The 21,607-nt window shown below is 67.8% G+C and carries 22 protein-coding genes; 16 read left to right on the plus strand and 6 right to left on the minus strand.

Annotation, left to right across the window (positions count from 1 at the left end; genetic code table 11):
- The first annotated feature begins 8 nt into the window (after positions 1-8).
- Entirely contained in the window at positions 9-1,169 is a 1,161-nt protein-coding gene (locus ACJH6H_RS22340; RefSeq protein ID WP_064861130.1) for an acyl-CoA dehydrogenase, read from the plus strand.
- 9 nt (positions 1,170-1,178) lie between these two features.
- Here the strand turns inward: ACJH6H_RS22340 and ACJH6H_RS22345 are convergent, their stop codons facing one another.
- Positions 1,179-1,907, minus strand: coding sequence for a TIGR03089 family protein (locus ACJH6H_RS22345; protein WP_406775842.1), 729 nt, complete (start codon positions 1,905-1,907; stop codon positions 1,179-1,181).
- Between the two features lie 2 nt (positions 1,908-1,909).
- Positions 1,910-3,346 (minus strand): LCP family protein, encoded by a 1,437-nt coding sequence (locus tag ACJH6H_RS22350; protein ID WP_110783717.1) that lies wholly within the window; start codon positions 3,344-3,346, stop codon positions 1,910-1,912.
- 135 nt (positions 3,347-3,481) lie between these two features.
- Here ACJH6H_RS22350 and ACJH6H_RS22355 point away from each other — a divergent pair, with 135 nt between their 5' ends.
- Entirely contained in the window at positions 3,482-4,399 is a 918-nt protein-coding gene (locus ACJH6H_RS22355) for a glycosyltransferase family 2 protein (RefSeq protein WP_133426913.1), read from the plus strand.
- Positions 4,400-4,449: 50 nt separating this feature from the next.
- A complete protein-coding gene (locus ACJH6H_RS22360; protein WP_406775846.1) occupies positions 4,450-5,526 on the plus strand; it encodes a sugar phosphate nucleotidyltransferase in 1,077 nt (358 codons plus the stop codon).
- Here ACJH6H_RS22360 and ACJH6H_RS22365 read toward each other — a convergent pair.
- Genes ACJH6H_RS22365 through cofD form a run of 3 tightly spaced genes read right to left on the minus strand, consistent with a single transcriptional unit; the run spans position 5,508 to position 8,388 of the window.
- On the minus strand, positions 5,508-6,053 hold the full coding sequence (locus ACJH6H_RS22365) for an NUDIX hydrolase (RefSeq protein WP_073696550.1): 546 nt from the start codon (positions 6,051-6,053) through the stop codon (positions 5,508-5,510). The genes ACJH6H_RS22360 and ACJH6H_RS22365 overlap by 19 nt on opposite strands.
- Positions 6,050-7,399 (minus strand): coenzyme F420-0:L-glutamate ligase, encoded by a 1,350-nt coding sequence (locus ACJH6H_RS22370; RefSeq protein ID WP_061000744.1) that lies wholly within the window; start codon positions 7,397-7,399, stop codon positions 6,050-6,052. Before ACJH6H_RS22370 ends, ACJH6H_RS22365 begins: the two co-directional genes overlap by 4 nt.
- Positions 7,396-8,388 (minus strand): 2-phospho-L-lactate transferase, encoded by a 993-nt coding sequence (cofD, locus tag ACJH6H_RS22375; RefSeq protein ID WP_061009600.1) that lies wholly within the window; start codon positions 8,386-8,388, stop codon positions 7,396-7,398. Before cofD ends, ACJH6H_RS22370 begins: the two co-directional genes overlap by 4 nt.
- A 536-nt stretch (positions 8,389-8,924) precedes the next feature.
- Between cofD and ACJH6H_RS22380 the strand changes: the two genes are divergently transcribed.
- A complete protein-coding gene (locus ACJH6H_RS22380) occupies positions 8,925-9,188 on the plus strand; it encodes a WhiB family transcriptional regulator (protein WP_406775847.1) in 264 nt (87 codons plus the stop codon).
- A gap of 23 nt (positions 9,189-9,211) precedes the next feature.
- Here the strand turns inward: ACJH6H_RS22380 and ACJH6H_RS22385 are convergent, their stop codons facing one another.
- A complete protein-coding gene (locus ACJH6H_RS22385; protein WP_061000795.1) occupies positions 9,212-9,634 on the minus strand; it encodes a metallopeptidase family protein in 423 nt (140 codons plus the stop codon).
- A 119-nt stretch (positions 9,635-9,753) separates the two neighbouring features.
- On the opposite strand from ACJH6H_RS22385, the gene ACJH6H_RS22390 reads away from it, so the two are divergent.
- From ACJH6H_RS22390 to ACJH6H_RS22445, 12 genes are all read left to right on the plus strand, one after another.
- Positions 9,754-10,185, plus strand: a complete 432-nt coding sequence (locus ACJH6H_RS22390; RefSeq protein ID WP_061000741.1) for a DUF3499 domain-containing protein — start codon at positions 9,754-9,756, stop codon at positions 10,183-10,185.
- A gap of 118 nt (positions 10,186-10,303) precedes the next feature.
- On the plus strand, positions 10,304-11,683 hold the full coding sequence (locus ACJH6H_RS22395) for a phosphomannomutase/phosphoglucomutase (protein ID WP_061000738.1): 1,380 nt from the start codon (positions 10,304-10,306) through the stop codon (positions 11,681-11,683).
- Positions 11,680-12,771, plus strand: a complete 1,092-nt coding sequence (locus ACJH6H_RS22400; protein WP_061000736.1) for a hypothetical protein — start codon at positions 11,680-11,682, stop codon at positions 12,769-12,771. Before ACJH6H_RS22395 ends, ACJH6H_RS22400 begins: the two co-directional genes overlap by 4 nt.
- A 5-nt stretch (positions 12,772-12,776) precedes the next feature.
- Positions 12,777-14,003: a mannose-6-phosphate isomerase, class I gene (gene manA, locus ACJH6H_RS22405; protein WP_406775843.1), complete on the plus strand. Its 1,227-nt coding sequence runs from the start codon at positions 12,777-12,779 to the stop codon at positions 14,001-14,003.
- 23 nt (positions 14,004-14,026) lie between these two features.
- Positions 14,027-14,938 (plus strand): cation diffusion facilitator family transporter, encoded by a 912-nt coding sequence (locus tag ACJH6H_RS22410; RefSeq protein WP_406775844.1) that lies wholly within the window; start codon positions 14,027-14,029, stop codon positions 14,936-14,938.
- Positions 14,939-15,084: 146 nt separating this feature from the next.
- Complete coding sequence (locus ACJH6H_RS22415; protein WP_406775845.1) at positions 15,085-16,311, plus strand: alkane 1-monooxygenase; 1,227 nt, start codon at positions 15,085-15,087, stop codon at positions 16,309-16,311.
- A 2-nt stretch (positions 16,312-16,313) separates the two neighbouring features.
- Positions 16,314-16,487, plus strand: a complete 174-nt coding sequence (locus tag ACJH6H_RS22420) for a rubredoxin (RefSeq protein WP_082761797.1) — start codon at positions 16,314-16,316, stop codon at positions 16,485-16,487.
- Positions 16,484-16,669, plus strand: a complete 186-nt coding sequence (locus tag ACJH6H_RS22425; protein ID WP_020102918.1) for a rubredoxin — start codon at positions 16,484-16,486, stop codon at positions 16,667-16,669. The genes ACJH6H_RS22420 and ACJH6H_RS22425 overlap by 4 nt, the downstream gene beginning before the upstream one ends.
- Positions 16,666-17,322: a TetR family transcriptional regulator gene (locus ACJH6H_RS22430; protein ID WP_061004462.1), complete on the plus strand. Its 657-nt coding sequence runs from the start codon at positions 16,666-16,668 to the stop codon at positions 17,320-17,322. The genes ACJH6H_RS22425 and ACJH6H_RS22430 overlap by 4 nt, the downstream gene beginning before the upstream one ends.
- A 99-nt stretch (positions 17,323-17,421) precedes the next feature.
- Positions 17,422-18,882: an adenosylhomocysteinase gene (ahcY, locus tag ACJH6H_RS22435; protein ID WP_061004464.1), complete on the plus strand. Its 1,461-nt coding sequence runs from the start codon at positions 17,422-17,424 to the stop codon at positions 18,880-18,882.
- A 256-nt stretch (positions 18,883-19,138) separates the two neighbouring features.
- Positions 19,139-19,660: a hypothetical protein gene (locus tag ACJH6H_RS22440; RefSeq protein ID WP_061004465.1), complete on the plus strand. Its 522-nt coding sequence runs from the start codon at positions 19,139-19,141 to the stop codon at positions 19,658-19,660.
- Between the two features lie 167 nt (positions 19,661-19,827).
- Entirely contained in the window at positions 19,828-21,522 is a 1,695-nt protein-coding gene (locus tag ACJH6H_RS22445; RefSeq protein WP_406775848.1) for a CocE/NonD family hydrolase, read from the plus strand.
- Positions 21,523-21,607 lie beyond the last annotated feature (85 nt).

Consider the following 21,607-nt stretch of genomic DNA (forward strand, 5'->3'; position numbering starts at 1 on the left):
AGCCATCAATGTCTATCGGTAACCCGTCATTCGATCTGTTTCAGCTGCCGGAAGAGCATCAGGAGCTGCGTGCCGCCATCCGGGCCCTGGCCGAGAAGGAGATCGCGCCGTTTGCCGCCGAGGTCGACGAGCAGGCCCGGTTCCCGCAGGAGGCCAGTGACGCGCTGACGGCCTCCGGTTTCAACGCCGTGCATGTGCCCGAGGAGTTCGGCGGTCAGGGTGCGGACTCGGTGGCCGCGTGCATCGTCATCGAAGAGGTGGCCCGGGTCGACGTGTCGGCGTCGCTGATCCCCGCGGTCAACAAGCTCGGCACCATGGGCCTGATCCTGAACGGCTCCGACGAGCTCAAGCGCAAGGTGCTGCCGGACCTGGTCGACGGCAAGCTGGCGTCGTACGCGCTGTCCGAGCGCGAGGCCGGCAGTGACGCCGCAGCGATGCGCACACGCGCCAAGGCCGACGGTGACGACTGGATCCTCAACGGCGCCAAGGCCTGGATCACCAACGGCGGCAAGTCGAGCTGGTACACCGTGATGGCCGTGACCGATCCCGACAAGGGCGCCAACGGCATCTCGGCGTTCATGGTGCACATCGACGACGAGGGCTTCTCCATCGGCCCCAAGGAGCGCAAGCTCGGCATCAAGGGTTCGCCGACCACCGAGCTGTACTTCGAGAACTGCCGCATCCCCGGTGACCGCATCATCGGCGAGCCGGGCACCGGCTTCAAGACCGCGCTGGCGACGCTCGACCACACCCGTCCGACCATCGGCGCGCAGGCCGTCGGTGTGGCGCAGGGTGCGCTGGACGCCGCGATCGCCTACACCAAGGACCGCAAGCAGTTCGGCAAGGCGATCAGCCAGTTCCAGGGTGTCGAGTTCATGATCGCGGACATGGCGATGAAGACCGAGGCGGCCCGTTTGATGGTCTACAACGCCGCGGCCCGCGCCGAGCGCGGTGAGGGCAACCTGGGCTTCATCTCGGCGGCGTCGAAGTGTTTCGCCTCGGATGTGGCGATGGAGGTGACCACCAACGCCGTGCAGCTGTTCGGCGGCGCCGGTTACACCGTCGACTTCCCGGTGGAGCGCATGATGCGCGATGCCAAGATCACCCAGATCTACGAGGGCACCAACCAGATTCAGCGGGTCGTGATGTCCCGCGCCCTGCTGCGCTGACGTCAGGCGCTACAGGTCGGCAGTGACCTTCTCCGTCGCGCGGCGCCGCTCCAGCGCGCCCGCGTCGGGGTTGGCCACCTGCACCAGGGAGGCGCCGCCGGCGAACACCGCCAGCAGATTGGCGACGAGTTCGTCGGGGCTGTCCCACGCGGCCGTCGACAGCAGCCGGGTGCCGGTGGTGAATCCCTTTGCCGCCGCACCGTGGCGGGCCGCGGCGAGGACATCGTCGACCGAGCGGCCGGCCAGGGCCGGCCCCGGGTTCCGTTCGGGCACGATCTGATCGCCGTGCACCCGCACGGATGTCGCGTAGTCGGCGACGCCGATCGGCAGGTCGGGGACCGGCTTGCCGAACGGATCGAGCGACAGCACGACGACTTCGCCGGCACCGGTCTCGTCGGCCGCGTCGATCCGGTCGGCCGTGCACAGCGCGATATCGCAGCCGGATGGGATCGATTCTCCGGCTGTGTCTTTCAACAAAACTTCCGCGCCGATGTACCAGATGCCGAACAGCACGCCGGCCGTCTGCCAGTGCGCGGGCAGCAGCACCGCGATCCGGCTGCCCGGACCCGCGCCGAGTTCGTCACGCAGCAGGTTGGCGGTCTTGGCGGCCCAGTTGCCCAGTGTCACCGCCGACAGCTCGATGCGCTCGCCGGTGGCGTCGTCGTAGTAGGTGATGCGCGGTCCGGCCGGGTCGTCACGCAGCAACGGGTCGAGGACCACACTGGACAGGTTGGTCATGGTCAGTCCACGCACTTGGGGTCGGCCGCGCCCGCGGTGATGATGGGCGACGGCGGGACCTGCGTGGTGGTGCCGGAATCGGTGGTGTCGGAAGCGGATTGCGTCACGGTGTGGCTGCCGCCCTCCAGCCCGGAACCGGGACCCGCGTAGTCGTGCGAGAGCACCACCCGCACCGCGCCGCTCGGCACGGAGGCGTTCTCCACCACCGGCAGGTTGCCCAGCTGTTCGGCGATGGCCCGCGCCCCGAGGTCGTCCGACTTCGCGGCCTGGATCTGGCTCGACGTCACGTGGTCGGCCTCGTTGTTGCCGACTTTGCCTGCGACGAAGCCCTTTTCGGTGAGGACCTCCGACACCGCCGCGGCCAGTCCGTTGATGTCACTGTCGTTGACGACGTCGACGGTGGTGTTGCCGGGGGTGTACGCGAGCTTCTCGGTCTTGCCCTCGGCCTGGTCCTGCAGCAGACCGGCCACCCACTGCTGCACCTGTGCGGGGTCGACGCGCACGACGCTCTGGGTGCCGTCGTCGCTCCAGCCGTCCTCGGCGAGCACCGGGATGGTGGCGAACGCGACGTTGCCGCCCGCCAGCTTCTGCATCTGCTGGACGAAATCCATGATGTCCCAACCGTCGGACAGGACAACCGACCGCTGCACGGCGCTGCGGAGCCGGCTCAGGGTGCTGGGGCTGGACAGCGTCTGCCCGGAGATGATGTCGTGCGCCAGCGACGCCATGAAGACCTGCTGGCGCGTCACCCGGTCCAGGTCGCCGCGGGGCAGATCGTGCCGCTGCCGCACGAAGCTCAGGGCCTGCGGGCCGTTGAGTTTCTGCCAGCCCGCCGGGAAGTTGGCGCCCGACAACGGTTCGTCGACGGCGTTCTTCAGACACACGTTGACGCCGCCGAGGGCATCGGTGATCAAGGCGAAGCCCAGCAACCCGACCTCGGCGTAGTGGTCGACGGTGACGCCTGTGAGCTTTGCCACGGTTTTGATTAGCGCCTCGCGGCCGGCCTCGACGGCTTTCGGCTCGGCGGTGGCGGCGTCCTCACCCTGCTCCTCGACGAGTTCCTTCATCTTCTCGAGCTTCACCTGACCGAAGACACCGTTGATCTTGGTCTTGCCCAGCCCCGGCGCCTGCACATAGGAGTCGCGCGGGATGGAGATGGCGGTGGCCGAGCGCCCGTTGTTGGGGATGCGCACCAGGATGATGGTGTCGGTGTTGGTGGACACGTCGTCGCCGGCGCGCAGCGTCGCGAGTTCGTCCTCTGACAAGGGATTTCCGTGCGCGTCGGTACGGCTGTCCATACCCACCAGGAGGATGTCGACGGCACCGTCGTCGCCCCCGCCGCCGAGGGCCGCGGTGCTGATGCGGTTGATGCCGGATTCCAGCGAACGCAGGCTGCTCCAGGCCACGCCGGTGCCCACCATCACGAGCACCGTCGTCATGACGGCGAGGATGCGGAACAGTCGACCTGGCACCAGGACAGGCTACTGGTGAGCGCTTGCCGTGGCCGGTAGCCCGGGGTTCGGCGGGTCACACCCTGGTGCGGGTACGGCCGTCGGCCCGCTAACCTCTAGGCCGTGATCGAGCAGCCATCCGTACCGCAATCGGATCGCCCGCTGCTCGTGGTGACGGTGACGTATTCACCCGGCGCGCATCTGGACCGTTTCCTGAAGACGCTGGCCCACGCGACGGAACGCCGCCTGCTGGTGGTGATGGCCGACAACGGCTCGACCGACGGTGCGCCCGAGTCGGCCCTGGAGCGCTACGCCGACGTCGAGTTGTTCCGCACGGGCGGCAACCTCGGCTACGGCACCGCGGTGAACCGCGCCGTCGCGGCCTACCTCGACACGCCCGACAGCGTCGTCGACCAGGAGTTCTTCGTCGTGGTCAACCCGGATGTGCAGTGGGGACCGCACAGCATCGACGAGTTGTTCGCCGGGGCGGCGCGGTGGCCCGCGGCCGGTGCGGTGGGTCCGCTGATCCGCGACCCCGACGGCTCGGTCTATCCGTCGGCGCGGCATCAGCCGAGCCTGATCCGCGGCGGCATGCACGCCGTGGTGGGCCCGTTCTGGAAATCCAACCCGTGGACGGCGGCCTACCGCCAGGACCGGCTGGAGCCCAGTGAACGCGCCGTCGGCTGGTTGTCGGGCTCGTGTCTGTTGTTGCGCACCAAGGCGTTCCGGCAGATCGGCGGATTCGACGAGAACTACTTCATGTACATGGAGGACGTCGACCTCGGTGACCGGCTCGCGCAGGGTGGCTGGCAGAACGTGTACGTGCCGGCCGCCGAAATCCTGCACGACAAGGGACATTCCACAGGACGGGACCCGGCCCGCAATCTGGCCGCGCACCACCGCAGTACCTATACATTCCTTGCCGACCGGCATCCGCACTGGTGGCAGGCCCCGCTGCGGTGGACCATCAAGTCGGCGCTGAACGCGCGCGAACGCGCGGTGGTGGGCAATTCCAGGCGTAAGCGCCGTCGGGCGAACTAGGCTACCGGCGATGACCTCGAGGCTTGAAAGGACGCGAGTTGAGTGACGCGGTGAATCCGGTTGACGTCGACGCGGTCATCCTGGTGGGTGGGCAGGGCACCCGGCTGCGCCCGCTGACCCTCTCGGCGCTCAAGCCGATGCTGCCGACGGCGGGAGTGCCGTTCCTGTCCCACCTGCTCGCCCGGATCGCGGCCGCGGGTATCCGCCATGTGGTGCTGGGTACCTCGTACAAGGCCGAGGTCTTCGAGGCGGAATTCGGCGACGGCTCCAAGCTGGGCCTGGAGATCGAGTACGTGGTCGAGGAGGAGGCCCGGGGCACCGGTGGCGGTATCGCCAACGTGGCGCCCAAGCTGCGCCACCCGACCGCCATGGTGTTCAACGGTGACGTGCTCTCCGGGCTGGATCTCGGTGCGATGGTCGCCAGCCACCGCGAGCGGCAGGCCGACGTCACGCTGCACCTCGTGCGGGTGAGCGACCCGCGCGCGTTCGGTTGTGTGCCAACCGATTCCGAGGGCGTGGTGACGGCGTTCCTGGAGAAGACGCAGGACCCGCCGACCGATCAGATCAACGCGGGCTGCTATCTGTTCCAGCGTGCGGTGATCGATGAGATCCCCACCGGCCGTGAGGTATCGGTCGAACGCGAGGTGTTCCCGAAGCTGTTGTCCGACGGTTTCAAGGTGTGCGGTTACGTCGACGCCAGCTACTGGCGTGACATGGGCACGCCCGACGACTTCGTCCGTGGCTCAGCGGATCTGGTGCGCGGTATCGCACCGTCGCCGGTACTCGACGGGCACCGCGGCGAGAGCCTGGTGCACGAGGGTGCCGCGGTGGCGCCCGGTGCGCTGCTGATCGGCGGGACAGTGGTGGGCCGCGGCGCGGAGATCGGCGCCGGCGCCCGGCTGGACGGTGCGGTGATCTTCGACGGCGTCAAGATCGAGGCCGGGTCGGTGATCGAGCGGTCCATCGTCGGGTTCGGCGCCCGGATCGGCCCGCGGGCGCTGATCCGTGACGGCGTCATCGGCGACGGCGCCAACATCGGCGCCCGCTGCGAGCTGCTGCGCGGTGCGCGGGTGTGGCCGGGGGTCACCATCCCCGACGGCGGTATTCGCTACTCCACGGACGTCTGAGCGGCCCGCGCGAGCCGCTGCAGACCCGGGTCCGGGTCCGGCAGCGCGTCCAGCGGCCACCACTGCAGATCCAGTGACTCATCGCTGCAGTGAATTTCGGCGTCCTGCGGCGCGACAGCCAGATATTGCACGTCGAGATGCCGCGTCGGGACGCCCAGCGAGCACGTCAGCGCGTGGACGTGCAACGCCGCGGGCAACTCGGCGATCTGCAGTCCGGTGATGCCGGATTCCTCGGTCGCCTCGCGTAGTGCCGCGGCGCGGATGTCGGTGTCGACGTCCTCGCAGTGCCCACCCAGCTGCACCCAGCGGCCCAACCGCGGGTGCAGGGTGAGCAACGCCTTGGTCCGGGTGTGGTCGAGTACGAGCGCCGACGCGGTGATGTGGCCGGGTACGCAGGCGCGCCGGCAGGCGTCGGGGCGGGCCGCGACGAACGCCGCGACGGCGTGCCGGAGGGTGTCCTGATCGGCGTCGGGCGCCGGCCAGTCGTGCAGCGCGGTCAACACCGAATCGTGCAGCGAGTCGCTCATCGCCGGATCAGCAGTTCGTCGGTCGGCACCGGCGGCCGTGGCCGACGGGGCTCATCGCTCTCCGGGAAGTGGCCGATGGCGATGGCGCCCAACGGTTCCCAGTCGGCCGGCAGCTCGAGCTCGGCGCGCACGATGTCGCCGGCGAAGATCGTCGACCCGATCCAGCAGCTGCCGACGTCGCGCGCCGCCAGGGCCACCAGGAGTCCCTGCACGGCCGCGCCAACCGCGACGGTGAACATGGTGTGCTCGGCTTCGGTACGGGCCGCGTCCGGATAGCTGTGTGCGCCATCGGGGACCAGGAACGGGATGACGAATTCCGGTGCGTCGTACAGAATCTGGCCGCGGCCCACACGCCGGTCGACGGAGTCGGCGGGCCGCCCATCGGCGGTCAGGTCGGTGCGCCACTTGTCTTTCATGCGGTCCAGCAAGCGGATTCGGGTGTCGTGGTCCTGCACCCAGACGAACCGGACCGGGCGGGTGTGGTGCGGTGCGGGCGCGGTGAGCGCCTCGGCCACGGAGTCCTCGATGAGTTCCGGTGCCACGGGCTCGGCGCTGAAGGTGCGCACCGAACGGCGCATCAACTGCGCCTGCCTGCGGCCCAGTGCCAGTGCTTCCTCGGTGCCCAGCCAGAACAGATCGTCCTGCCCGGCGCGCACCAGGGTCCGGCCGTTCGAGCCGTCGTCGCGCGGTGACAGGCCCCGCACCACGGCGACCGGGATGCCGGTCAGCTTGCCCTTGACCAGGTCGGCGGCGGCCGCGATCTCGTCGGCGACGGCCACCTCGGTCACCAGCAGCTCGTTGCCGTGGGTGTCCTGGACGCCGGAATACCCGTGCAGCACGGCCAGTCCGGCGGCGCCGATGGCGGCATCGATCTGCCCGTTGCGCCAGGCCCGGCCCATGGTGTCGGTGATGACGACGGCGACGGTCACGCCGAGCCGCTCGGCCAGGCCGGCCCGCAGCCGCGCCGCGCTGCCGTCGGGGTCGACCGGCAGGAGCGCCAATTCGGTTGTACTGACGTTGGATCCGTCGACGCCGGCCGCCGCCTGGACCAGCCCGATGGCGTTCTCGGTGATCAGGGTGCGGCCCTTGCGGGCCAACACGCGCACGGCCTCGTCGTCGATCAGCCTGCGCCGCAGGGCGTCCCGTTCGTCGGGGTCGGTCGGCGCGGCGACGATCCGGCCCTCGGACTTCGACAGCACCTTGCTGGTGACCACCAGCACGTCGTCGTCGCGCAACCAGGGGGCGGCGGCGGCGATGGCGGCGGCCACGTCGTCGCCGGGGCGGAATTCGGGAAGTCCGGGAACCGGAAGGATTTCGACGGCGGCCGCGGCGCCATGCTCGGTCACAGCTGAATTCCGGCCAGTTCGAGTCCGGCGCGGACCATCTCTGCCGTGGCCGCCGGATCGGTCATCAGCAGCGGCACGGCCTTGACGTTGACGCCGTCGATCTCGGCGTGGTCACCCTCGTCGATGAGCCAGCCGTCGAGGATGCCGGTCGCGCTGCGGGCGCCGTAGTGCGTGCCCACGGCCTCGGAGGTGCTGTCGATGCCGATCACCTTGAGGCAGTCATCGGCCATCCCGCGCAACGGCTTTCCGGCGACGATGGGGGAATAGCCGATCACCTGTGCCGGGGTGGACCGCAGCGCGCTGCGCAGGCCGGGCACCGCCAGGATCGCGCCGATGCTGACGACCGGGTTCGAGGGCGCCACCAGCACGACGTCGGCGCCGGCGATGGCATCGGCGACTCCCGGTGCGGCCTTTGCCTTCTCGGTGCCGATGAACGCGAAGCTGTGGGTGGGGATTTGGGCGCGGTAGCGCACCCACCATTCCTGGAAGTGGATGGCGCGCTGATCGCCCGATTCGGGATCGGTTACCACCACGTGGGTTTCGCTGCGTTCGTCACTGGCGGGCAGCAGCCGGGCGCCGGGCTGCCAGCGGTCACACAACGCCTCGGTCACCTGGGACAGCGGGTAGCCGGCCCGCAGCATCTGGCTGCGCACCAGGTGCGTGGCCAGGTCGCGGTCGCCGAGTCCGAACCAGTCCGGTTGCACGCCGTACGCCGCGAGCTCTTCCTTGGCATGCCAGGTCTCGTCGCGGTGTCCCCAGCCGCGTTCGGGGTCGATGCCGCCGCCGAGGGTGTACATGCAGGTGTCGAGGTCGGGGCAGATGCGGACGCCGAACATCCAGGCGTCGTCACCGACGTTGACGATCGCGGTGAGCTCGTGCGGCGAGGGGTCCGCACCGGGTTCGGCGAATTGACCCAACCCCAGCAGTTTCTGGACGCCGAGCAGAAACCGAGCGCCGCCGACGCCACCGACCAGAACCGTCACCTTCACGTCGACTCACCCTAGGCGATGACGCGCGGGCGGAATGACGCGCCCGGACGGCAATTTGGCGCGCAGCAAACTTAAAACCTCAGTATTCACTTGAGTAACAGCCGCATCAGTTATCGCCATTTCCAACTACGTTGTGCGGCAGCGTGTTATTGGTCACTATCGCGACACGCCGCGGTAACGACGCGCCGTAATCAGGTCACACGATGGTAGGAAATGCGCTTCATCCGCTTGACCGTGGCAGCTAACCCGTGTGTAATCACAACAGTGTCATTCCCGGTTTGTTTACCGGTTCCGGTGCAGCAGACCGAGATTCGACCGTTTGTTCGAATATTGTTCGCCACTCACGGCACGCAGGGCAAGTAGTTGGACTCCGTTTTGAGAACTACGTAAAGCAGGGGAGGAGGCGGCAAATGTCTTACGAACACGCAGATTTCGATCACGTGGTGCAATTCGACGGGCGGATGCTCGGCTCTGTTGGGACCGCACCGCACACGAACACCGGACCCGTTCAGCACGTCGTCGCCGGACGGCCGCAGCTGAGTCTGGTGCTCGATCACATCGACAACGAACCCGAGCTCACGGAAGACCAGTGGCAGGAGCGTGCCCTGTGCGCGCAAACCGACCCCGAGGCTTTCTTCCCTGAGAAGGGTGGCTCGACCCGCGAAGCCAAGCGCATCTGCCAGGGCTGCGAGGTGCGCGACGCGTGCCTCGAGTACGCCTTGGCGCACGACGAGCGCTTCGGCATCTGGGGCGGTCTGTCGGAGCGCGAGCGCCGGCGGATCAAGCGCGGCGTCATCTGACACACCGCGGGTAGATCGACCGACTAGTCGTCAAGGATGGTCGGGTCGATCACCGACGGTTCAACGCCGAGATAAGTGGCTACCTGCGCCACGAGAATTTCGTGCAGAAGGTCGGCGAGGTCAACGGAGTCCTTCGCCCGCCGTTCAATGGGCTTGCGGAACAAGACGATTCGCGCCCGTGTCGAATTACCCCGAACGTCCACGCCGGCCGGGATGAGCCGCGCCAGCGCCACCGGCCCGTCGGCGATCACCTCGGGCGGCCACTGGATGGCATCGGGATCCTTGGGGGAGATCCGCGGAATCTCGTCGACGGCGACGTCGAGTCCGGACACCCGATTGCGCCACCGGCGCTCGATGGGTTCGTAGGCCTCGAGGACCGCCATGTCGAATCGCTCGGCGCGACTGCGCCATCCGGGAACGGTCGGGGGGAGTAGCGGGCCGCGCATGCCGCGACGGCGGCGCACACGCGAGTGGGCCATCGGCCGATAGTAACGGTTGGAGATCGACGTGCCCGCGACGCGCGTGTCCGGCAGTGGGCGCGTCGGCGGCGCGATAATCTCGCCGAGTGAATGTTCCCCGTCGCTGCTGCCGGCCAGGTTGCCCGCACTACGCCGTGGCGACGCTGACGTTTGTCTACTCGGATTCCACGGCAGTCGTAGGTCCGTTGGCCACCGCGTCGGAGCCGCATTCGTGGGACCTGTGTGTGTCGCACGCCAGTCGCATCACCGCGCCCCGCGGGTGGGAGTTGGTCCGCCACGCCGGTCCGCTGCCCACGCCCTCTGAGGACGACGACCTCGTCGCGCTCGCCGATGCGGTGCGCGAGGGGCGCGACGCGCCGTCCCGCGGTGGCATCCCAACAGGTTTCACCGATCCGCTGCCCGGCAGCCACGCCGGCACACCCGGCGGCACGGTCATGGCCCCGCCCGCACCGCGCACGCAGCACAACGGGCGGCGGCGCGGCCATCTCCGGGTGTTGCCGGATCCGCCTGAGAGTTAGCGACACAAGTCCTACCGAACCCCACCGACCGTCCGCGGGCAGATGGGTCAGCCGATAGGCTGACTGTCACAGACCCTCGGTAATGCAGTGGTCTGCGAACGATGAGATCGGGAGGGCTATGTCTCGGCCTGCTGCCTCTGTACAGCGCGTCATCAAGGCATATGACGTGCGTGGGCTGGTCGGCGAGGAGATCGACGAGTCGTTCGTCGCCGATGTCGGCGGAGCATTTGCCCGGTTGATGCGCGCCGAGGGCGCCACCCGGGTGGCCGTCGGCTACGACATGCGGCCCAGCTCACCGTCATTGGCCACGGCGTTCGCCGAGGGGGTCACCGCGCAGGGTCTGGACGTGGTCCGGATCGGGCTGGCGTCGACCGATCAGCTCTACTTCGCCTCGGGTCTCCTCGACTGCCCGGGCGCCATGTTCACGGCCAGCCACAACCCGGCCGCCTACAACGGCATCAAGTTGTGCCGGGCGGGCGCGAAGCCCGTCGGCAAGGAGACCGGTCTGACCGACATCAGCAATGAGGTCATCGACGGCGTGCCTGGTCACGACGGAGCGGCCGGCACGGTCGAGGAGCGCGACGTGCTCGCCGAGTACGGCACATTCCTGCGTTCGCTGGTCGATGTGTCGGCGCTGCGTCCGCTGCGGGTCTCGGTCGACGCCGGCAACGGCATGGGCGGGCACACCACGCCGGCCGTGCTGGGCACCGTCGGGTCGATCACCTTGCTGCCGTTGTACTTCGAACTCGACGGCACGTTCCCCAACCACGAGGCCAACCCGCTGGATCCGGCCAACCTGGTGGACCTGCAGAAGCACGTCGTCGAGAACGGCGCCGATATCGGCCTGGCGTTCGACGGCGACGCCGACCGCTGCTTCGTCGTCGACGAGAAGGGCGACCCCGTGTCGCCGTCGGCCGTGACGGCGCTCGTCGCCGATCGCGAGCTGGCCCGCGAGTCCGGCGCGACCGTCATCCACAACCTGATCACCTCACGCGCGGTGCCCGAGTTGATCGAGGAGCGCGGCGGCACGGCCGTGCGCTCCCGCGTCGGCCACTCGTACATCAAGGCGCTGATGGCCGAGACCAACGCGATCTTCGGTGGCGAGCATTCCGCGCATTACTACTTCCGCGATTTCTGGGGCGCCGACTCCGGCATGCTCGCCGCGCTGCACGTGCTGGCCGCGCTCGGGGAACAGGACCGTCCGCTGTCCGAACTGATGGCCAAGTACCAGCGGTACGAGGCGTCCGGCGAGATCAACTTCACCGTCGCCGACGCGCCGGCGTGCGTGCGGGCGGTCCTCGCGTCGTACGGCAGCGACATCGCCTCGACCGACGAACTCGACGGCGTGACCGTCGACCTCGGCGACGGGCGCTGGTTCAACCTGCGCAGCTCCAACACCGAGCCGCTGTTGCGGCTCAACGTCGAATCCCGCACCCGCGTGGAAGTCGACCAGATCGTCGAACACATCGCGGCGCAGATCAGGGCGTCTGCGCCATGAGTGCCGCCCCGGCGACCCTGGACCTCGACGATGTCGAGGGTCTGATCGCGGCCGACCGCGACGGCCTGCTGCGGGCCGCGTCGATGGCCGGCGCACAGACCCGCGCGGTCGCCGCGGCGCTCACTGAAGGCGAACTCGACGAACTGCGCTCGGATCAACGTCCGCGAACCGTCACCTGGGTGTGCGGGCGCGGGATGTCGGGAGCTCCCGGCGCGGCGGGGACCGTGCTGGCCGCGGCACTGGGCGCGACGTCGGCGATCCCGCTCGTGGTCACCCCGGATGTGCCGCCGTGGATCGGCGCGCTGGACGTCGTGGTGGTGGCCGGGGACGACGCGGCCGACCCGGCGCTGGTGACCGCGGTTGCGACCGGGGTGCGGCGCGGCGCGCGCGTGATCGTGGTGGCGCCCAACGACGGCCCGCTGCGCGATGCGGCCGCCGGGCGCGCGGTGGTGCTGCCGCCGCGGTTGGGGGTGCCCGACGACTTCGGCCTCACCCGCTACCTGGCCGCGGGACTCGCGACGATGATGGTCGTCGACCCGGCATTGCGCATCGACCTGGAGGCCCTGGCCGACGAGTTGGATGCCGAGGCCCTGCGCAACAGTGCGGCCCGCGAGATTTTCACCAACCCGGCCAAGAACCTGGCCGAGCGGATGTCCGGCCGGCAGGTGGTGCTTGCCGGTGAGGGCGCGGCGATGCTGGCGCTGGTCCGCCATGCCGCGACGGTGCTGCTGCGGGTGGCCCATCAGCTCGTGACCGCGACCGGCGGCTCCGACGCCCTGGTGGCGCTGCACGGTGGGCTCGGCCGCGAGACGGTCGAAATGTCTTACGAGGACTCGCTTTTCCACGACCCCGAGATCGACGGACCGGTGCCGGCGCGGGTCCGCACCGTGGTGCTGTGTGCCGACGAGGAACGTCCCGGCGTGATCGCCCGGATGGACGCGCTCGGTGGCGACGTCGACGTGCTCAGCGCCGACGACGTGCCCGACGCGGGGCTGCAGGTGCCGGGAAGTCGCTTGGAACAACAGATCGCGATGCTGGCGGTCCGGCTGGAGATGACGGCCGTTTACCTGAAACTGGTTCGAGGTTAGACATAGTGCATCTGCTACGAGGCGCGGTCAGGAACTACGCCTGGGGGTCGCGTACCGCCTTGGCCGATTTCGCCGGAAGACCCAGTCCCACAGCGCATCCCGAGGCTGAGCTGTGGTTGGGTGCGAACCCCGGGGACCCGGCGCGACTGGAGACGGCCGACGGCGAGGTGTCGCTGCTGGAGGTCATCCGGGCCGATCCCGCGGGCGAACTGGGGCCCGAGGTCGTGGCCCGGTTCGGTGAGTCGTTGCCGTTCCTGGCGAAGGTGCTGGCCGCCGACGAACCGCTGTCGCTGCAGGCCCATCCCAGTGCCGAGCAGGCTGCCGAAGGCTTCAATCGTGAAGAGCGCCAAGGCATTGCCCTCAACGCGCGCAACCGCAACTACCGGGACCGCAGCCACAAGCCCGAGTTGATCGTGGCCCTCGGCCCGTTCGAGGCGCTCGCCGGGTTCCGGCCCGTGGCCCGCACCGTGGAGTTGATGCGGGCGCTGGCGGTGTCCGACCTCGATCCGTACATCAACCTGCTGGCCGGCCAGTCGGACGCGGCCGGGCTGCGGGCCGTCTTCACCACCTGGATCACCTTGCCGCAGCCTGATCTCGATGTCCTGGTGCCGGCCGTCCTCGATGGCGCGGTGAACTACATTCGTTCTGGGGCAACAGAATTCGCGGCCGAGGCCAAGACGGTGCTCGAGCTCGGCGAGCGGTACCCCGGTGATGCCGGGGTGCTGGCCGCCATGCTGCTCAACCGCATCAGCCTGGTCGAGGGGGAGGGGATCTACCTGCCCGCCGGCAATCTGCACGCCTACCTGCACGGCATGGGGTTCGAGGTCATGGCCAACTCCGACAACGTGTTACGCGGTGGTCTGACGCCCAAGCACGTGGATGTGCCGGAGCTTCTCCGGGTGCTCGACTTCACCCCGACGGATGGTCGGCCGATTCATCCGCGGCCGGCCGATGACGGCGTCGAAGAGGTTTTCGACACGCCCGCACCGGAATTCGCGGTGACGATCCTGCGGATCGACGACGACCGGGTCGGCAGCGCGGTCGAGGTGCCCCGGGGGCACGCCGGCCCGCAGATTCTGCTGGGCACGCATGGTCGGGTGCAGGTGCATTCCGCCGGCGGCGAGCTCACCCTGAACAAGGGTGCCGCCGCCTGGATCGCTGCCGGCGAGGGTCCCGTGCGGTTGGTGGCTGAGGAACCGTCGACGGTGTTCCGTGCGACGGTGGGAATCTAGAAAAACCTACGAAAGGGCAGGTCATGTCGGCCTCGGGGAGTGCGCGCGCGATCATCGCGGCGTTGTTGGCCAATGCCGGGATCGCGGTGGCGAAGTTCGTCGGCTTCCTGATCACGGGCAGTTCGTCGATGCTCGCGGAGTCGGTGCACTCGCTGGCGGACACGTCCAACCAGGGGCTGCTGCTGTGGGGGCAACGGCAGGCGCGTAAGGACGCCGACCATCTGCACCCGTTCGGCTACGGCCGCAGTCGCTACTTCTACTCGTTCGTGGTGGCGCTGGTGCTGTTCAGCCTCGGTGCGATGTTCGCGCTGTACGAGGGCTACCACAAGATCACCCACCCCGAGCCGCTGTCGTCGCCCGTCGTCGCCGTCGCCATCCTGGTCGTGGCGATCGGGCTGGAGGGCTACAGCTTCTACACCGCGGTGAAGGAATCACGTCCGCTCAAGGGCGCCGGCAGCTGGTGGCGATTCATCCGGACCTCGCGCAACCCGGAGCTGCCGGTAGTGCTGCTGGAGGACAGCGGCGCGCTGATCGGTCTGGTGCTGGCCCTGGGCGGTGTGGGCCTGTCGATGCTCACGGGCGACCCGGTGTGGGACGGCATCGGCACCGCGGCGATCGGTGTGCTGCTCGGCATCATCGCGGTGGTGCTCATGGTCGAGATGAAGAGCCTGCTGATCGGTGAGGGCGCGACGGTCGACGAGACCGGCGCCATCCGCAACGCACTTGAGCAGACGCCGCACATCGACCGTGTCATCCACCTCCGGACCCAGTACCTGGGGCCGGAGGAGATGCTCGTCGGGGTGAAGATCGCGCTGGCGCCCAACACCGATCTGGCGACCGTCGCCGCCACGATCGACGCCGCCGAGGTGACGATCCGGGCCGCGGTGCCGAACGCCCGCATCATCTACATCGAGCCCGACCTCTACCGCGGCTGAGACCGCCGGAACACCCGCAGTCACCTGCGGCGGTGACGGCTACCACAAGTCGTTTTACAAAATTGCCTCCGTTGTCTAGACCGGCGACAAAATGCGGTCTATAGTCAAGATCACAAGTTGTCGGCCCAACCAATGGAGGTGGACCCGTGTCAGTCGAGGTATCCGACGTCAACGTTGAGCAATGGCGCGATCGCAAGCGTCACCTGTGGCTCATGGGCCTGATCGCGCCCACCGCGCTGTTCGTGATGCTCCCGCTGATCTGGGCACTGAACCAGGCCGGATGGCATGTGCTCGCGCAGGTGCCGCTGTGGATTGGCCCCGGCCTGCTCTACGTGCTGCTGCCGATCCTCGACCTGAAGTTCGGGCCCGACGGGGAGAACCCGCCCGAGGAGATGATGGAGCAGCTGGCGAACGACAAGTACTACCGCTACTGCACCTACGTCTACATCCCGTTCCAGTACGCCAGCGTCATCCTCGGCGCGTACCTGTTCACCGCCAAGGACCTGAGCTGGCTCGGCTTCGACGGCGGGCTGGCCTGGTGGGCCAAGCTCGGTGTCGCGTTGTCGGTCGGTGTGCTGGGCGGCGTCGGCATCAACACGGCCCACGAGATGGGACACAAGAAGGAGAACCTGGAGCGCTGGCTGGCCAAGATCACCCTGGCGCAGACGTTCTACGGCCACTTCTACATCGAGCACAACCGCGGTCACCACGTCCGCGTCGCGACCCCGGAGGACCCGGCGTCGGCGCGCTTCGGTGAGAACTTCTGGGAGTTCCTGCCGCGTACGGTGTGGGGCGCGCTGAAGTCGTCGGTCGAGCTGGAGGCCCAGCGCATCCGTCGTCTCGGCCGCAGCCCGTGGGACCCGCGCACCTACCTCAAGAACGACGTCCTCAACGCGTGGCTCATGTCGCTGGTGTTCTTCGGCATCCTGATCGCGGTGTTCGGCCCGGCACTCATCCCGTTCGTCCTGATCCAGGGCATCTACGGATTCAGCCTGCTGGAGTCGGTCAACTACCTGGAGCACTACGGCCTGCTGCGGCAGAAGACCGAGAGCGGTCGCTACGAGCGCTGCGCGCCCGTGCACAGCTGGAACTCCGACCACATCGTCACCAACCTGTTCCTGTACCACCTGCAGCGGCACAGTGACCACCACGCCAACCCGACGCGGCGCTACCAGACGTTGCGCAGCATCGACGGCGCACCGAACCTGCCCAGTGGCTACGCGACGCTGATCGGGCTCACCTACATCCCGCCGCTGTGGCGCCGGATGATGGACCACCGCGTCATCGAGCACTACGACGGCGACATCACCAAGGTCAACGTCCACCCGCGGGTGCGCGACAAGGTGATGGCCAAGTACGGGGCGGTGGCCTGAGCATGAGTGCCTACGCTTGCCCCGGCTGTGGTTATGTCTATGACGAGGCCAAAGGCGCTCCGCGTGAAGGATTCCCGGCGGGCACGGCGTGGGACGATGTCCCCGACGACTGGTGCTGCCCGGACTGCGCGGTCCGCGAGAAGGTCGATTTCGAATCGGTAGGAGTGAGTTCATGAGCGAGCCGTTCAAGAAGTTCGTCTGCCTGCAGTGCGGCTTCGAGTACGACGAGGAGAAGGGCTGGCCGGAGGACGGCATCGCCCCGGGCACCCGCTGGGCCGACATCCCCGAGGACTGGAGCTGCCCGGACTGCGGCGCTGCCAAGTCCGACTTCGACATGGTGGAGGTCGTGGCGTCGTGACCGCCGCGGCCGCAGTACCGGACGGACCCGAGGTGTCGCGCCCTGCGGCACCTCGGGTGCCGTACGCCGAGGCCTCACGGGTCCTGCTGCGGCATTCGATCCTGGACGGCATGCGAGAGCTGTTGCTGGCCAAGGACTGGTCATCGATCACGCTGTCCGATGTCGCGCGTGCAGCCGGCATCAGCCGGCAGACCATCTACAACGAATTCGGCTCGCGCCAGGGCCTCGCCGAGGGCTACGCGATGCGCCTCGCCGACCGCCTGGTCGACGCCGTCGAGCACGCCATCTACGCCAATGTCGGTGACATCGAGTCCGCGTTCCTGCAGGGCTTCCGGATGTTCTTCACCGAGTCGGCGTCCGATCCGCTCGTCATCTCGTTGTTGACGGGCGTCGCGAAGCCGGATCTGCTGCAGATCATCACCACCGACAGCGCGCCGATCATCTCGCACTGCTCGCAGCGCCTCACCGAGGCGTTCCGCGGCAGCTGGGTGCAGATTTCCGACGACGATGCCGGGGTGCTTGCCCGGGCGATCGTCCGGCTGGCGATCAGTTATGTGTCAATGCCGCCGGAAGCGGACCATGATGTGGCCGCTGACCTGGCCCGGCTCATGACGCCGTTCGCCGACCGTTACGGTAGTGGGGAAGCCCCGTAGCCGTCAGCGCGCCATTCGAGCAGGATTCCTGGCGCCTGTCCCGCGAGCCCGCAGGCCATGGGGTCACTCCAGTGGAACGAATGAATGGGGCTCTAATCCATGACGGAATTGAAGGCAGACGTCCGTAACGGCATCGACTACAAGGTCGCCGATTTGTCCGAGGCCGAGTTCGGCCGCAAGGAGATTCGCCTCGCGGAGCACGAGATGCCCGGTCTGATGGCGCTGCGGCGCGAGTACCACGACGTGCAGCCGCTCAAGGGTGCGCGCATCTCGGGCTCGCTGCACATGACCGTGCAGACCGCGGTGCTGATCGAGACGCTGACCGCCCTCGGTGCCGAGGTGCGCTGGGCGTCCTGCAACATCTTCTCCACCCAGGACCACGCGGCCGCGGCCGTCGTCGTCGGCCCGCACGGCACCGTCGAGGAGCCCAAGGGCACCCCGGTCTTCGCCTGGAAGGGTGAGACGCTGGAGGAGTACTGGTGGTGCGCCGAGCAGATGCTCACCTGGGACGGCGAGCCGGCCAACATGATCCTGGACGACGGCGGCGACGCCACCATGCTGGTGCTGCGCGGCGCCCAGTGGGAGAAGGCGGGCGTCGTGCCCCCGGCCGAGGAAGACGACTCGGCCGAGTGGAAGGTCTTCCTGGAGCTGGTGCGCAACGGCTTCGAGAACGACAAGACCAAGTGGACCAAGATCGCCGAGTCGGTCAAGGGTGTCACCGAGGAGACCACCACCGGCGTGCTGCGGCTGTACCAGTTCGCCGCCGCGGGTGAGCTGGCATTCCCGGCCATCAACGTCAACGACTCGGTCACCAAGAGCAAGTTCGACAACAAGTACGGCACCCGCCACTCGCTGATCGACGGCATCAACCGCGGCACCGATGTGCTGATCGGTGGCAAGAAGGTGCTGATCTGCGGCTACGGTGACGTCGGCAAGGGCTGTGCCGAGTCGATGGCCGGCCAGGGCGCGCGTGTCGCGGTCACCGAGATCGACCCGATCAACGCGCTGCAGGCGCTGATGGACGGCTTCGACGTCGTCACCGTCGAGCAGGGCATCGCCGACGCCGACATCGTCATCACCGCGACCGGCAACTACGACATCATCCTGCTCGAGCACATGAAGGCCATGAAGAACCAGGCCATCCTGGGCAACATCGGCCACTTCGACAACGAGATCGACATGGCGGCCCTCGAGAAGTCGGGCGCCACCAAGCTGAACATCAAGCCGCAGGTCGACCTGTGGACCTTCGGTGACACCGGCAAGTCGATCATCGTGCTGTCCGAGGGCCGTCTGCTCAACCTGGGCAACGCCACCGGCCACCCGTCGTTCGTGATGTCGAACTCGTTCTCCAACCAGGTCATCGCCCAGATCGAGCTGTGGACCAAGAACGACGAGTACGACAACGAGGTCTACCGCCTGGCCAAGCACCTCGACGAGAAGGTCGCGCGCATCCACGTCGAGGCTCTCGGCGGCACGCTGACCAAGCTCACCAAGGATCAGGCCGAGTACATCGGCGTCGACGTCGACGGCCCGTACAAGCCGGAGCACTACCGCTACTGAGTCTGTTTGCGTAGTTCGCGCCAGCACACGCGAAAACCCCCAATTCCCACGGGAATTGGGGGTTTTCGCGGTTACCGGACCCGGCACATCCCGATGAATTAGCTGGCGGGGTTCAACCGCCGGTAATTATTTTGTAATGGGCGACAATTACGATTTGTGCGACGCGGTTTCCGTGTTTGCTGAAGATCTGCTGGTGAGCGGACATCGGCGTTAGAATTTGCGCACACCAGGGCACCCTCGTGAAGGGACGTCGGCCATGCAGGAGAACCGCTGGGCAAGACGCATCGCGTTGCTGGCCGTCGTCGGGGCGACGTTGACCGGTTGCGACAGCGTGAATCTGGGCAGCCTCGGAATCTTCGGCAGCACGTCGCCCGCGGTGAAAGGGCCGCCGGTGCCGCCGGAGATGGTCCGACACGACGTTCAGCAATTGGTCTGGCAGTTCCCGCAGTTGCGCAAACCCGACGAAGCGGTGTGGGTCACCTGGAACAACAGCGGTGATCCCAGCCTCGCCGGCAAGGTCAACTGGATCGACGCGGTGGTCAAGCTGTCTCCTGCCGAGACCACTCGACTGCTGGCGGAGTACCACCCGTCCGCCACCGATCGGCAGCCGATGGTGCAGAAGATTCTGCAGTCGGAGCTGCCCGGCGGTCCGTACCTGTCGGGCCCCGAACTCAACAACCACTTCTCGGGTCCGGGCATGACCACGCAGGCGTTCCTCGACCGCGACGACAACGTCCTGGTGCTGACGACGACGTCAGGCGGACCCGCACCGTCGTGACCGGCTAGCGTGGTGGTGTGCGCGCTCTGATCCGCGTGACGGCGTTCGTGGTCGTGCTGGCTGTGCTGGCCGCCTGTGGCGCGGACCGTCCGCCCGTCTCTCCATTTCCTGCTGCGACGGGGCGGGGCTCGTGCGCCGTCGATACCGAACGCGACGTCGGCGCCACCATGCGCGACGGCGTCGTGCTGCGCGCCGATGTCTACCGTCCCAGGTCCTCTGAACCTGTGCCGGTGCTGCTCATGCGCACGCAGTACGGTAAGTCCGGGGCACAGACCTCGCCGGAGCGCTACGAGCCGCCGGACTGGTTTGCCTCGCACTGCTATCTCGTTGTGGTGCAAGATGTCCGGGGCCAGGGGAGTTCCGGCGGGGTGTTCAGCGAGTTCACCAACGACATGGCCGACGGCTACGACACCGTCGAATGGGCCGCCGGCCTGCCCGGTGCGAACGGCAAGGTCGCCATGTACGGATCGTCGTATGTCGGTGCGACGCAATGGCTTGCGGCGGTGACGGCGCCGCCGCATCTGGTGACCATCGCGCCGGCCAACACCGCATCGGACTACTACGACGGCTGGACCTACGAGGGCGGTGAGTTCCGGCTGGCGTTCGTCCAGCCGTGGGCCATCGAGTCGATCGCGCTCGGGGCCGCGCAGAACCGCCGGGACGCCGAGGCGGAACGGCTGCTGCGGGACGCCGGTGCCGACCCGACCCGATGGCTGAATTTCCGCCCGCAACAGGACCTTCCACCGATGCAGCCGCGCAATCCGGCGGTGGCGCCGTGGTACTTCGACTGGGTCCGGCACAACACCCGCGACGACTTCTGGCAGCAGGTCAGCATTCGTGACCGGTACCCGGCGGTGCGAATTCCGGTGTTGCACTTCGAGGGCTGGTACGACGCCTTCCTGGCCGGCGGTGTGGAGAACTTCGCCGGGATGGTGGCCCACGGTGGCAACGACTTTGCGCGTTCGAACCAGCGTCTGGTGGTCGGGCCGTGGGACCACGTCGCATGGGGACGCGCTGATTCCGAGCCCGCCCCGATGCTCAAAGACATCGGGGCGGTGGGCAACAGCCCGATCAACGAGCTGATGCTGGCCTGGTTCGACCATTTCCTGAAGGGCGTCGACAACGGTGTGGCGGGCAAGCCACGCGTCGACTACTTCACCATGGGCACCAACACCTGGAAGACGGCCACCAATTGGCCACTGCCACAGACACAATGGATCAACTACTACCTCTCCGGTGCCGGGGGCATCGCGGACCGCGACGGCAAGCTGTTGCCGGTGCTGCCAGGCCCGCAGCCGCCCGACACCTACACCTACGATCCGCTGAATCCGGCGCCGAGCCTGGGCGGGCACTCCTGTTGTGGTGCCAAGTCCGGTCCGCAAGGGCCGTACGACCAGACGCCTGTCGAACAGCGATCCGACGTGCTGGTGTACACCGGCGACCCGGTGACCCATGACACCGAGATCACCGGGGCGGCCACCGTCACGCTGTGGGCCCAATCCTCAGCTGTGGACACCGATTTCACGGCCAAGCTGGTGGTGGTCAAGCCCGATGGGGCAGCCATCAACCTGAACAACGGGATTCTCCGGGCGTCATTCCGGGACTCGCTGTCGGCGCCGACGCCGATCGTCCCCGGGCAGCCGTACCAGTACCGCATCCAAATCTGGCCCACCAGTTACCAACTCAGCCCGGGTGACCGGGTGCGGGTCGAGATTTCCAGTAGCGACTACCCGCAGTTCGCACCGAATCCCAACACCGGTGCGCCATTCGGGCGCGATGCGGCGACCGTCGTTGCGACGCAGACGATCCTGCATGACCCTTCGCATCCATCGTCGATCACGTTGCCGGTGATCGCGAACTGAGTCCCGGCGCTAGTGGTGTGTCTCGTAAATAAATAGTTATATGTTCGGTATTCTGTAGGGGTGAGTGCATCACCTGCGGCAGCTT

The sequence above is a fragment of the Mycobacterium sp. SMC-21 genome (genome assembly GCF_045310825.1).
Lineage (GTDB): Bacteria > Actinomycetota > Actinomycetes > Mycobacteriales > Mycobacteriaceae > Mycobacterium.